The organism is Nocardia wallacei (assembly GCF_014466955.1).
In the GTDB taxonomy this organism is placed as follows: domain Bacteria; phylum Actinomycetota; class Actinomycetes; order Mycobacteriales; family Mycobacteriaceae; genus Nocardia; species Nocardia wallacei.
This window is the reverse complement of sequence record NZ_AP023396.1, coordinates 7,787,870-7,800,614: the sequence shown is the minus strand read 5'-3', so window position 1 is coordinate 7,800,614 and position 12,745 is coordinate 7,787,870. Positions and strand designations below refer to the sequence as shown.

The following is a 12,745-nucleotide window of genomic DNA, read 5'->3' as shown; positions in this document are numbered from 1 at the left end:
GCGCCCGAACCCGGCACAGCGCCTGGGCGAACGAGAGGACAGCCATGTCGGAGCACCCGCCGTCCGGTGAGCAGTACCCGCCTCCCGGCCAGTACCCACCGCCCGGCCAGTATCCCCCGCCGCCATCCGGCGACTATCCCCCGCCGCCGGGCAATTATCCGGGGCAGCAGCAGTATTGGCAGGAATCGCCGCAGCGCAAGGGCCTGGCGATCACGGCCCTCGTGCTCGGCATTCTGGCGGTGCTCGGGTTGCTCATCTTCTTCGGCGCGGTGATCCTCGGGCCGTTCGCCCTGCTGTTCGGCATCATCGCGGCGGTCAAGGCGCGGCGCGGCACGGCGGGCGGATTCGGCATGGCCGTCGCGGGCATCGTGCTGGGTGTGCTGGCCCTGGCCGGTGCGGTCGCCGAAGCGATCGTCGGCTACAGCTTCTTCGTCGACAACGGCGGTCGCGATTACATGGACTGCATCCGCGACGCCGGTGGCGACCAGTCCAAGGTGCAGCAATGCGAGGACGATTTCCGGGACAACCTGGAGAACAAGCTGAGCGTCACGCCCGCGCCGACCCGTTGACCGGCGGGACCTCCACGCAATTAAAATGACAATAGTCACATATTGTCGGTCGCCGCGGCGTAGCATCACCTGCCATGGCTCCGCTGTCGCCTACGGTCGCCCGCTGGGAATTGGTGCTGCGCCTGCGTGAGCTGCGCGAGCGACGGGGCTTCGATTCGGCCACCTTCGCCAAACGGGTCGGCTTCACCCCGGCCAACTGGTCACATGTGGAGAAGGGCCGCCGCGTCCTGACCCTGACCACCATCGGCCCGGTGCTGGACCTGCTGGAAGTGGGCGACGGCGACCGCGACGAACTGCTGTCGCTGCTGACGGCGAGCAAGGATCGCGGCTGGTGGGCCAAGGCGTCGGCTGTGCTCGGCCCGGAGTTGCAGCGCTACTACGGCATGGAGTACGGCGCGGACAGCATCCGCAGCTACGACAGCCTCGTGGTGCCGGGCCTGTTGCAGACCGAGGCCTACGCGCGGGCGCTGATCAGCGCGGACGTGATGATCCGGCCGGTGCTGGTGGAACAGTTGGTGGCGGTCCGGATGCGCAGGCAGCAACGGCTGCGCGGTCCGGATCGGGCACGGCTGACCGCGGTGGTGAGCGAGGCGACGCTGCTGCAGCAGATCGGCGGGGCCGAGGTGCTGCGCGGCCAGCTGGAATATCTGCTGGAGCTGCTGGAGGATCTCGACACCGTGGAGGTGCGGGTGATCCCGTTCAGCGCTCCGGCGGGTGCGATGCTGGGCGGCTCCAGCTTCCACCTGCTCGACTTCGCCGGTGCGACGCTGCCGACGTTCGCGTGGGCGGAGAGCGCGGTGTTCGGCGGCGCGGTCGAGAATCCGGACCAGGTGCGTGACCTGGCGTTCGCCTATGCCCGGGCGCTCGACCAATCCCTCAGTCGCACTGAGTCGTTGGCGCTGATCAGAAAGCATGCGCGAGGGTAAGATCCTGCCCATGCCAACCACCGCCAGGTATCGGCCCGAGGCCACCGGCTGGTTCACCTCGAGCCGTACCAACAATGGCAACCAGTGCGTGGAGGTCCGGTTCGACGGCGACGCGGTGCTGATCCGGGACAGCAAGTTCCGGCGCGATCCGGCGCATCGCCCCGCGGACGAGCCCGTCATCACCGTCACCGCGGGCGAATGGATGGCCTTCCTCGACGCCGTGATCGGCGGGACCGCGCGGACCGCGGGGCTGATCGCGCGCACGGCCGCCGACGGTTCCACCACAGTGAGTCACGCGGACCTGGCGCTGACTTACACGCCGGGCGAGTGGGACGCGTTCGTCGCCGGGGCCCGCGCGGGCGAGTTCGACCGGGTGCCGGTGTGACCGTCGCCGGCAGGGGCGTCCGGTCGCGCGGATCGGCATACTGGAGATCGTGACTGCCGACGTGACGACCCCCTCCGGAATCGATCTGTCCTATCGCGACGACGCTGTGCGGGTGCAGGACGACCTGTTCGCACACGTCAACGGCAAGTGGCTGCAGACCCACGAGATCCCGGCCGATCGCGCGGTCGACGGCGCCTTCCGCACGCTGTACGACCAGGCGGAACTCGACGTGCAGACGATCATCCAGGATGCCGCCGCCTCCGACGCCGCGCCGGGCAGCGTCGAGCGCAAGATCGGCGACCTCTACAACAGCTTCATGGACGAGGCGGCCGTGGAATCCGCCGGTCTCGCCCCGATCGCCGACGAGCTGGCCGAGATCCGCGACGTCACCGACCGTAGCGCGTTCGCGGCGCTGCTGGGCCGGTTGCAGCGCACCGGCGTCGGCGGCGCGCTGGCGTTCTACGTCGACACCGACGACAAGAACTCGCAGCGCTACCTCGTCCATGCCACCCAGTCCGGCATCGGCCTGCCCGACGAGTCGTACTACCGCGGTGACGACTACGCCGAGATCCGCACGCGCTACGTCGAGCACATCGGCCGCATGTTCGCCCTCGCCGGGATCGACCACGATCCGCAGCGGGTCTTCGAACTGGAGCGCAAGCTCGCGGCCGGGCACTGGGACGTGGTGCGCCGCCGCGACGCCGAATTGAGTTACAACCTCACCACTTTCGACGCGCTCACCGCGGAGAACCCCGAATTCGACTGGGCCGCATGGGCCACCGCGACGGCCGCGGGCGTGGACCGTCCCGGTCCGGAGCTGTTCGCCGAACTCGTGGTGCGCCAACCGGATTACGCGCGCACCTTCGCCCGGTTGTGGGCCGCGGAGTCGCTCGCGGATTGGCAGGCGTGGGCCACCTGGCGGGTGCTGCGCGCGCGGGCTCCGTATCTGACCGCGGAGCTGGTCGCGGAGAACTTCGACTTCTACGGCCGCACCCTCACCGGCGCGCAGGAGAACCGCGAGCGCTGGAAGCGGGGCGTGTCGCTGGTGCAGGACCTGCTCGGCGAGGCGGTCGGCAAGCTGTACGTGGCGAAGCACTTTCCGCCGGAGGCCAAGCAGCGCATGCGGGAGCTGGTGGCCAATCTGATCGAGGCCTACCGCCGCAATATCTCCCAGCTGGAGTGGATGGGCCCCGACACCCGCAAGGCCGCGCTGGCGAAGCTGGAGAAGTTCACCCCCAAGATCGGCTACCCGGACCGCTGGCGCGACTACTCGGCCGTGCGGATCGACCCGGCCGATCTGGTCGGCAACTACCGCCGCGGCTACGCCGCCGAGCACGACCGCGACCTGAACAAGCTCGGCGGCCCGGTCGATCGCGACGAGTGGTTCATGACGCCGCAGACGGTCAACGCCTACTACAACCCGGGGATGAACGAGATCGTCTTTCCCGCCGCGATCCTGCAACCGCCGTTCTTCGACATGAACGCCGACGACGCCGCCAACTACGGCGGGATCGGCGCGGTGATCGGTCACGAGATCGGGCACGGCTTCGACGATCAGGGCAGCAAGTACGACGGCGACGGCAACATGGTCGACTGGTGGACCGACGCCGATCGCGCCGAATTCGGCAAGCGCACCAAGGCGCTGATCGACCAGTACAGCCGGTTCTCCCCCGCCGACCTGCCCGACAATCACACGGTCAACGGCGAATTCACCATCGGCGAGAACATCGGGGACCTGGGCGGTCTGTCGATCGCGTTGCAGGCCTACAAGATCGCGCTGGACGGCGCCGAGCCGCCGATCGTCGACGGTCTCACCGGGCTGCAGCGGGTGTTCTTCGGCTGGGCGCAGGTGTGGCGCACCAAGGCTCGCAAGGAGGAGGCGATCCGCCGCCTCGCCGTCGACCCGCATTCGCCGCCGGAGTTCCGCTGCAACGGCGTGGTCCGCAATCTGGACGGCTTCCACGAGGCCTTCGAGGTCACCGAGGGCGACGCCCTGTATCTGGATCCGGCGCAGCGGGTACGCATCTGGTGAGACCCCGGATCAGGTGACGCTGCCCGAGCAGGAAGACCAGCAGCATCGGCAGCATCGTGAGCAGTGTCCCGGCCGTCACCGGCCCCCAGTCGGTGACGGACGGGTTCTCGGTCTCCTGCAACATGGTCAGTCCCACCGGCAGCGTGGCGGCGCGGGCGTCGTCGGCCATCAGCAGCGGCCAGAGGTACTCGTTCCACTCGGTGACGAACGTGACCACGGCGAACGCCACCATGGTCGGCCCGGACATCGGCAGCACCACCCGGGTGAGCAACTGCCACCGGCCGGCGCCGTCCATGCGGGCGGCCTCGATCACCTCGGCGGGCAGCGACCGGAAGTGATTGCGCAGCAGGAAGATACCGAACGCGCCGCCGCACAGCGGAACGATGACGCCCGGCAAGGTGTTTCGCCAGCCCCACTGGTCGACCAGGGTGTAGTTGGAGATGACCGTGACCTCGTCGGGTACCAGCAACGCGGCGACGACCAGCGCGAAGATCGCGGTCTTGCCCGGAAAGCGCAGGAACACCAGGCCGTAGGCGCCGCCGACACCGAGCACGAACTTCACCGCAACGACGATCGCGGTGACGAGCAGCGAATTGCGCAGGAACGACCGGAACGGCTGCGCGGTCGTGGCCTCGGTGTAGTTGCCGGGGTGCCAGGTGCGCGGCCACCACACCGCCGGTTGGGTGTAGATGTCCGGCCGGGCCTCGAACGAGGTGATCAGTACCCGCGACAGCGGCACGCCCACGATGATCAGCACGCACACCATCGCGGCGTAGCCGAGCAGCGTGGCCGCGCGCTGTGTGCGGCGGTGTGCGGCGGTCGTGCTCATCGCTCACCTCGGTCCATGGCCCAAATCTGAACCAGCGCCACGACCAGCAGCGCCACGAACAGCACGGTCGCCACCACGGCGCCGTACCCCGCGCGGGAATTGCGGAACGATTCCAGGTACACCTGATAGGTGAGGGTGGTCGTGCCGGTGCCCAGCGGGCCGCCGCGGGTCAGCACGTGGATGAGATCGAAGACCTGTAACGAGTTGAGCAGCACGGTGATCGACAGGAACAACGTGGTCGGCCGCAACTGCGGCAGCAGCACCCGGGTGAGCGTCGCCCACCGGCCCGCGCCGTCGATCGCGGCCGCTTCCAGCAACTCTCGCCGTATACCGCGCAGCGCCGCCAGGTAGATGACGAAGGTGTAGCCGAGGTTTTTCCAGACGTGGGTGGCCGTCACCATGCCCAGCGCCCAATGCGAATTCTGGTAGAAATCCGGCACATTCGAAACTCCGAGGCGGTGCAGCACGTCCTGGATCAGGCCGAAGGTCGGATCGAACAGGAACTGGAAGGCCACGCCGACGGCGGCGCCGGAGATCACCACCGGCGCGACGGCCACCGAGCGAACGACACTGCGCCCGAACAGCTTCCGATTCAGCAGCAGCGCCAGGCCGAGTCCCAGCAGCAGACTGCCGCCGACCGCCGCCAGCGCGAAAACAACGGTGTTGGTGAGGATCTGCCAGGAATCGCCTCGCCCCCACCACTCCCGATAGTTCTCGACGCCGATGTAGTGCGCCACCGGCTCGGCGAGGTTCCGGTCGGTGAACGAGAGGCGGATGGTGTCCAGTAGCGGCCGGAACCCGAACAGGCCGAACAAGATCAGGCTCGGCCCCACGAGCACCACGAACAGCGCGTAGTCGGTCCAGGGACGCACTCGTTCGGGCCGGGACCGCACTGCGGCAGTGTGACGTTCGCGGGCGACCGCCCGGTTAATTACCGATGCCCGGCCAGGGAACTGTCGGTGCGCGAAATGACCACGGCCCCGGACGGAATCCGTCCGGGGCCGGGTGAGGCTGCGTCAGCGGCGCGCGTTCAGTTCCAGTCGCCCATGCCGTCGCCGGCGCTGAAGGTGCCGGTGGAGTTCTGCACGATCACCGGGTCGCCCTTCTGCGCGTTCTCGAAGAACCACTGGGCGTCGGCCGGGCTGACGTTGAGGCAGCCGTGGCTGGTGTCCGACACACCCTGCTGCGGGACCGACCACGGGGCCGAGTGCACGAAGATGCCGCTGTTGGACAGGCGGGTGGCGTACTCGACCTCGAGCTTGTAGCCCTCCGGATCGGTGGTCGGGACCCCGTAGGTGGAGGAGTCCATGATCATCTTCCGGTTCTTCTCGCCCACGTAGTAGGTGCCGTTGGGCGTTTCGTGTTGAGCTCGATCCTGAGGGGTGGAACCTTGCAAGTCACCGAAAGCGGTGCAGCCCGATGAGCATTCGCAAACCGCTGATCGGCTTCGGGATCTTCGCGATCGTGTCGGTCCTGGTGACGGTCCTGGTCTGGAACACGTTGGCGCGCAACGTCTCCGGCTCCACCAAGACCTACTCCGCGACCTTCAGCGACGTGCTCGGACTGCGGGTCAACGACGATGTCCGGATGGCCGGGGTGCGGGTCGGCAAGGTCGAGAAGATCGAGCTCGACGGTCAGCACCGGGCCAAGGTCACCTTCGTGGTGCAGGACGACCAGACGCTGTTCGGCAACACCAAGGCCCTGGTGCGGTACCAGAACCTGATCGGGCAGCGCTACGTGGCGCTCGCCCCCGGTACCAAGGGCGACGCCGCGCCGCTGCGGGACAAGGGCTCGATCCCGCTGGACCAGACCGAGCCGTCCTTCGACATCTCCGGGCTGCTCAACGGTTTCCAGCCGCTGTTCCAGGTATTGCAGCCGGAGCAGGTCAACAACCTGTCCACCACGTTCATCCAGGCCCTGCAGGGTGACGGGGTGTCGCTGAGCACCTTCCTCACCCAGGCGGCCGCGCTGGCGGGCGACTTCCAGCGGCGCGACGCCATCCTCGCCGACGTCATCACGAACCTGTCGGCGACCATGCAGGGCCTGGCCAAGCGGGGCGACGAATTGGAGACATTGGTGACCCAGACCCGCGCGCTCATCGGCGGGCTGTACGACCAGGGGCAGTCCCTGCAGCAGTCGACGGTGCAGATCGCCGACGCCACAACGGGATTGGTGAACATGGTCGGACAGATCCAGCCGAAGCTGGCGCAGGCGCAGCGCTCCACCACCGACGCGCTGACCCTGTTGATCGACAACGGCGCCAAGCTCGACCAGGCCGCCGTGGACATGCCGAACATCCTCGCCGATCTCGGTAAGTTCACGCAGAACGGCGCCTACGCGTCGGCCTACATCTGCAGCCTGGACGTCTCGCTCTACAACATCCTGCTGCCCCGCGGTCTGCTCACCCAGATCGGCGGCCACTCGCACTCGGCGGTGTGCCGGCCATGATGACCAAGCTCAAGAACCGATTCAACAGCAATCGCTACTTCTGGCTGGGCGTGCTCGGCGCGGTACTCATCGTGGTGCTGCTGATCGCCTCCAGCGGTTACCGCAAGCTCGGCGTCGGCACCCAGGACATCAAGGCGGAGTTCGCCCAGACCGCCGGTGTGCGGGTCGGCGACAAGGTCAACGTGTCCGGCGTGCCGGTGGGCACTGTGTCCGGCGCCGAACTCGAGGGCGATCACGTGCTGCTCACCCTGCAGGTGAACAACGACGTGAAGCTGGGCCCCGACGCCAAGGCCTCGATCAAGATGGCCACGCTGCTCGGCGCGCGCTACATCAACCTGGATCCGGGCGACGGTTCCGGGCTGAAGGGCAAGCGAATCCCAAAGAACAACACCCAGGTTCCCTACGACCTGGCCGACGTGGTGCAGATCGGCACGCCGAAGTTCGAGGCGCTCGACACCAAGAAACTGGCCGAGTCGTTCCAGGTGATCGGCGACCAGATCAACGGGCAGCCGCACCTGACCGCGCAGGCGCTCGACAGCGTCGGCGCGCTGGCCAAGACCATCAACGATCGCCGCGACCAGGTCGACCAGCTGCTGAAGGACCTCGACCGGGTCACCAAGATCCTCGGCGACAACCGCAACAGCGTGCTGCTGGTGATCACCCAGGGCCAGGCGATCGCGAGCCGGGTGATGGAACGGCAGACCCTGCTGCGCCAGCTGCTCGACAACATCGCGTCGCTGACCAAGCAGCTGCAGGAGATCGGCGCCGAGAACGACAATCAGCTCGGCCCGACCATCGAACAGCTGAACACCATGGCCGAGGGCCTGCAGAAGAACAAGGACAACCTGGACCGCTTGCTGCAGATCATGCCGGTGGGCATCCGCGGGCTGAACAACGCGCTCGGTAACGGCCCCTACGGCGAGGTCGGCCTGCCGTGGCTGTTCCCGGACAACTGGTTGTGCTTCGCGCGAATTCACGAGGGGTGCCAGGGATGACAGTGATGCGGGCCGCGAAGGTGGCGGTGCTCGGTGTGGCGGCGCTGGCGCTCGGCAGTTGTTCGGTCGTGCCGACCGACGTCCAGGACGCGGTCGGCACGACACAGCACATCACCGCGGACTTCCGCAATATCGCGGGCATGTTCGAGGGCAACCCGATCACGGTGCTCGGCCTCGAGGTCGGCAAGGTGGACAAGATCGTGCCCAAGGGGCAGTTCGTCGAGGTCCACATGGTCGTCAACAGCGATGTGAAACTGCCGAAAGACGTGACGGCCGCGCTGATTTCGCCGTCCATCGTCACCGACCGCCACATCGAGCTCACTCCGCGCTACACCGGCGGGCCGACCCTGCCCGACAAGTCGCACCTGACCGTCGAGCAGACCCGCACGCCGGTCGAGCTGGACACGATGATCAAAACCATCGACCAGTTCGCCGACGCGCTCAAGCCCGCGCCGGGCGCGGCGGAGGGCCCGCTGTCGGGCACCCTGCTCTACGACATGGTCAACGGCCAGGGCTCGAAGATCCGCGACACCCTCAACGCCCTGTCCGGCGCGTTGAAGGTCGGCGTCGACAACAAGGACGCGGTCGCGAGCATCATCGTCAAGCTCAACGAGCTGACGACCATGCTGGCGGAGAACGATCAGTCGGTGCGCGACTTCAGCAACCAGGTCACCCAGATGACCTCGCTGCTCGCCGAGCAGTCCCCCGGCCTGCAGGCCACGCTCACCCAGATGAACGACTTCCTCAACAACACCAGCGGCGCGTTCACCCAGTACCAGGACCAGCTGGCCTCCAGCCTGTCCGGGCTGACCGCGGTCACCGATCAGCTGCGCGCCAACGCCGCCGGTGTCACCGAGGTCGTCGACGTCGCGCCGCTGCTGCTGCAGAACATCGACCGGACGATGGACCGCCAGCGCGGTTTCATCCGGCTGCGCGGCGTGCTCGGCACCGCCCTCTCCGGCGAGATCATCAGCGTGTTCTGCGAGCGCATCCAGATGCGCGCGGACGGCTGCCGGACCGGGAAGGTCGAAGATCTCGGTCCCGACCTCGGATTGACCGCGGCACTGATGGGAATGACGAAATGATTCCTCACCTGTCCCGACGGGCGCGACACGCGGTGGTGGCGCTGGCCGCCTCGGTCGGTGTGCTGGCCACGGCGGGCTGCGGCCTGACGGTGGAGAAGGTGCCGCTGCCCAAGCCGGGCCTGCAGGGCGACACCTACACCCTGCACGCGGTGTTCACCAACGCGCTGAACCTGCCCGACCAGGCCAAGGTCAAGATCGGCGGTTCGGACGTCGGGGTGGTCACCCGCATCGAGACCAAGAACTTCCAGGCCGTCGTCGACCTGACGCTGCGCAAGGATATCGAGCTCCCCAAGGGGTCGACCGCCGAGCTGCGCCAGGCCACCCCGCTCGGTGACGTCTTCGTCGCGGTGTCCAAGCCCAAGGCCGAACCCGGCACGGCGATGCTGCGCGACGGTGACACGTTCACCCTGGAGCAGACCTCGGCCGGGGCCACCGTGGAGGAGCTGCTGCTGTCGGTCTCGATGCTGTTCAACGGCGGCGGGATCGCGGCGCTGACCAAGCTCACCTCGGAACTGGACTCGGTGGTCGGCGGACGTTCCGATCAGCTGGCCAACCTGCTGCGCCAGATGACCAGCGTGACAACGACCTTGCACAGCAACAGCGAGCGCATCGACTCCACCCTCAACGGATTCGGCGCGCTGGCCGACACCATCGAGGCGCGGCACAACGAGCTGGGCCAGGTCGCCGACACGCTGCCGTCGATGATCGGCACCATCGCCGAGAACAACAAGCAGATCGGTGACCTGCTGACCAAGGTCTCGACCACCAGCGCGGCGCTGGGCGACTACGCGAACACCTCCACCGAGCAGCTGTCGAGCCTGCTCGACAACGTGCACAACCTGATGAGCGCGCTGGCGCAGACCCGCACCGACTTCGGTCCGCTGCTGGACGCCATGCACGACATCCGCCCGGCGGTGGACGCGTCGTTCAAGGGCAACGTCCTCGCCGTCGCCGCGACCCTCACCCAGCTCGACATCGGCCTGATCACCGACCCGGCGCACAGCAAGTTCTACGACCTGCGCGACGCACAGGACATGGTGGGCAGCCTCATTCAGGTATTGCAGATCGTCCAGGGACGAGTGGGAGGCCACCGGTGAGCTGGCTGAAGCGGCACAAACTGCTGCTGTCGAGCGTGGGCCTGGTCCTCGTATTCCTGGTGGGGGCGACGTACCTGCTGATCAGCGTGATGCGGGTGAATCCGGTGCGGCAGACCTACGTGGTCACCGTGGCGCTGGATCGCTCGGGTGGACTGCAGCCGGGCAACGACGTGACCCTGCGCGGCTACCGCGTCGGCAAGGTGAACGACATCAAGCTGGCCGACCACGGCGGATCGATCTCCGCCGAGGCCGAGATCGACAGCCGCTACCGCATCCCGGTCGACACCCGCGTGGCGGTGCAGGCCCTGTCCGGCGCCGGTGAGCAGTACATCGACTTCCGCCCGGAGACCGACCAGGGTCCGTTCCTGGCCGACGGCGCGAGGATCAAGTACGACCCGGAGAAGGTCACCACCCCGACCCCGGTGTGGTCGGTGCTCGACAACGCCAGCGCGTTCTTCGACCAGATCGACCCGGATCGTTTCACCGCGATCCTGAACGAACTGGACGTCGCCCTGTCCGGCGGGCCCGACCAGATGCGCAGCATGATCGACGCGCTCAGCCTGGTCACCGCCGGTCTGGACAATCTGCTGCCGCAGACCACGAACCTGCTGGCGAACCTGCGCACGATCGCGTCCACCACGTCCAACGCGCAGCCGGACCTGAGCACCCTGACCGCCAATTCGCAGACGTTGTTCAACCAGTTCAACGGCGCCAACGACGAATTGCGCAAGGTGCTCGACACCGCGCCCGAGCAGATGCAGCAGCTGGGGGCGGTGCTGGACAAGACCGCGGACCCGATCACCAGCCTGGCGACCAACTTCGCCGCCATCACCAAGGCGGCACAGCTGCGGGTCCCGGCGCTGCGGGCGCTGTTCCCCTCGCTGGTCACCGGTGCGTCGGCGATCGGCGTCCCGGCGCACGACAACGAGTTCTACACCATTCTGGATATCTGGCCGCGCCCGTTCTGCGAGTACAACAACAAGCCGACCGCTCCCTACGTGATTCAGGACGGCTCGTTGCCGAAGTACAACTACTGCACCAACCCGCCGCCGGACCAGCAGATCCGCGGTTCGGCGAACGCGCCGCGGCCCGATGTGCCCAACAACGGCGCCCAGATGCCGGCGGGTGCCGATCCGAACGAGAGGACCCTGCCCCCGGTGCGGTGAGTGCACCCGGCCCGGCGGCGACACCGCCGGTGCGGGCATACTCGCTGACAGAATCCGTCGGCCCGGACGTGTTCGGGCCGATCCGGCTACGCGGTGTGCCCAGCACGCCGGGAAAGTGACGCATCAGTTCATGTCCGATGAAGACGCTGCCAAGGACGACACGAATACCGACGCCGAGGCGACGGCCGACGCTGCTCGGCCGCAAGACAGCACCGACGCGGACGTGACGGCCGAGTTCGATTCCGACGCCGGTGCGAAGACCGAGGGCACGGCTGGAGCGAGCGAGTCCACCGAGGGCACGGCTGGAGCGAGCGAGTCCACCGAGGGCACGGCTGGAACGAGCGCGTCCGCCGCGGACAAGGCTGGAACGAGCGCGTCCGCCGCGGACAAGGCTGGAACGAGCGCGTCCGCCGCGGACAAGGCGGCGAGCAAACCCGCCGAGGACAAGGCTGCGGCGAGCAAGTCAGCCGCCGCGGACGAGCCGACGGTCAAGTTGAGCCAGCCGAGGGCCGCGGGTGCCACCGCGGCCGCGCCGTCCGGTGGCGGTGGCCGACCCAGCTGGCTGCCGATCGTCGCGGCCTTCGCCGCGGGCGTACTGCTGGTGGCCGCGATCACCGCGGTGGTGGTGTTCGCGTTGCAGGCGAGCGATCGGGGCGCACAGCTGGACGCGCGGGACGAATCGACCGCGGCCGCCTGCGATTTCGGCCGCCAGGTCGGCACCTACGACGCGAAGAACTTCGACGACTACGTCAAGCGGGTCAAGGACCGGTCCACCGGCGACTGGGCGACCCAGTTCGAGGCCGCCTCCTCCGCCCTGAAGGACATCACCACCCAGGCGCAGGCGCGCTCGGGGATCGACGAGATCCACTGCGCGTGGGAGAGCGGCGACGAGGACAAGGCCACCGTGATCATGCTGATCACGCAGAACCAGTCCAAGGCGGCCTCCCCGCAGCCGCAGCACATCACCATCGGTGTGGTGGCGACGATGGAGAAGAAGGGCGACAAGTGGCTGGCCTCCAGCTTCCAGTCGCCGATGATGAACGACATGGGCCCGGTCCCTACGCCGGGCGGTGACCAGCCGGCGCCGGGCACCGGCGGGCAGCCCGCGCCCGCCCCGCAGCCGGGCGGCTAGACCGGTCATCGCAAGGGCCCCACCGGGAGTTTCGGTGGGGCCCTTCGCTATTCGCCGACGCGAATCGTGGCGACAGCCGTG

At 67.8% G+C, this 12,745-nt stretch carries 12 protein-coding genes and 1 pseudogene; 10 read left to right on the top strand and 3 right to left on the bottom strand.

Going from position 1 to position 12,745, the window contains the following annotated elements; all coding sequences use genetic code 11:
* Positions 1 to 44 precede the first annotated feature (44 nt).
* From NWFMUON74_RS35060 to NWFMUON74_RS35045, 4 genes are all read left to right on the top strand, one after another.
* On the top strand, positions 45 to 569 hold the full coding sequence (locus NWFMUON74_RS35060) for a DUF4190 domain-containing protein (RefSeq protein WP_187685957.1): 525 nt from the start codon (positions 45 to 47) through the stop codon (positions 567 to 569).
* A 74-nt stretch (positions 570 to 643) separates the two neighbouring features.
* Positions 644 to 1,495, top strand: a complete 852-nt coding sequence (locus tag NWFMUON74_RS35055; protein ID WP_187685956.1) for a DUF5753 domain-containing protein — start codon at positions 644 to 646, stop codon at positions 1,493 to 1,495.
* A gap of 10 nt (positions 1,496 to 1,505) precedes the next feature.
* Positions 1,506 to 1,880, top strand: coding sequence for a DUF397 domain-containing protein (locus NWFMUON74_RS35050; RefSeq protein WP_187685955.1), 375 nt, complete (start codon positions 1,506 to 1,508; stop codon positions 1,878 to 1,880).
* A gap of 61 nt (positions 1,881 to 1,941) precedes the next feature.
* Complete coding sequence (locus NWFMUON74_RS35045; RefSeq protein WP_187689613.1) at positions 1,942 to 3,912, top strand: M13 family metallopeptidase; 1,971 nt, start codon at positions 1,942 to 1,944, stop codon at positions 3,910 to 3,912.
* Here the strand turns inward: NWFMUON74_RS35045 and NWFMUON74_RS35040 are convergent.
* From NWFMUON74_RS35040 to NWFMUON74_RS35030, 3 genes and pseudogenes are all read right to left on the bottom strand, one after another.
* Positions 3,857 to 4,741, bottom strand: coding sequence for a carbohydrate ABC transporter permease (locus NWFMUON74_RS35040; RefSeq protein ID WP_187685954.1), 885 nt, complete (start codon positions 4,739 to 4,741; stop codon positions 3,857 to 3,859). The genes NWFMUON74_RS35045 and NWFMUON74_RS35040 overlap by 56 nt on opposite strands.
* The gene (locus NWFMUON74_RS35035) at positions 4,738 to 5,634 is read right to left on the bottom strand and encodes a carbohydrate ABC transporter permease (RefSeq protein ID WP_187685953.1); all 897 of its coding nucleotides are present in this window, start codon (positions 5,632 to 5,634) and stop codon (positions 4,738 to 4,740) included. Before NWFMUON74_RS35035 ends, NWFMUON74_RS35040 begins: the two co-directional genes overlap by 4 nt.
* Positions 5,635 to 5,771: 137 nt before the next feature.
* Positions 5,772 to 6,107: pseudogene (locus tag NWFMUON74_RS35030) on the bottom strand (L,D-transpeptidase); the annotation flags it as partial.
* 53 nt (positions 6,108 to 6,160) lie between these two features.
* On the opposite strand from NWFMUON74_RS35030, the gene NWFMUON74_RS35025 reads away from it, so the two are divergent.
* From NWFMUON74_RS35025 to NWFMUON74_RS35000, 6 genes are all read left to right on the top strand, one after another.
* Positions 6,161 to 7,189, top strand: coding sequence for an MCE family protein (locus NWFMUON74_RS35025; RefSeq protein WP_187685952.1), 1,029 nt, complete (start codon positions 6,161 to 6,163; stop codon positions 7,187 to 7,189).
* Complete coding sequence (locus tag NWFMUON74_RS35020; protein ID WP_187689612.1) at positions 7,189 to 8,184, top strand: MCE family protein; 996 nt, start codon at positions 7,189 to 7,191, stop codon at positions 8,182 to 8,184. Before NWFMUON74_RS35025 ends, NWFMUON74_RS35020 begins: the two co-directional genes overlap by 1 nt.
* Complete coding sequence (locus NWFMUON74_RS35015; RefSeq protein WP_187685951.1) at positions 8,181 to 9,269, top strand: MCE family protein; 1,089 nt, start codon at positions 8,181 to 8,183, stop codon at positions 9,267 to 9,269. Before NWFMUON74_RS35020 ends, NWFMUON74_RS35015 begins: the two co-directional genes overlap by 4 nt.
* Positions 9,266 to 10,366: an MCE family protein gene (locus tag NWFMUON74_RS35010; protein ID WP_187685950.1), complete on the top strand. Its 1,101-nt coding sequence runs from the start codon at positions 9,266 to 9,268 to the stop codon at positions 10,364 to 10,366. Before NWFMUON74_RS35015 ends, NWFMUON74_RS35010 begins: the two co-directional genes overlap by 4 nt.
* Positions 10,363 to 11,532: an MlaD family protein gene (locus NWFMUON74_RS35005; RefSeq protein ID WP_342212948.1), complete on the top strand. Its 1,170-nt coding sequence runs from the start codon at positions 10,363 to 10,365 to the stop codon at positions 11,530 to 11,532. The genes NWFMUON74_RS35010 and NWFMUON74_RS35005 overlap by 4 nt, the downstream gene beginning before the upstream one ends.
* Before the next feature lie 130 nt (positions 11,533 to 11,662).
* Positions 11,663 to 12,664 carry a hypothetical protein gene (locus NWFMUON74_RS35000; protein ID WP_187685949.1) on the top strand — a complete coding sequence of 334 codons (1,002 nt, stop codon included), beginning with the start codon at positions 11,663 to 11,665 and terminating at the stop codon, positions 12,662 to 12,664.
* Positions 12,665 to 12,745: the final 81 nt, after the last annotated feature.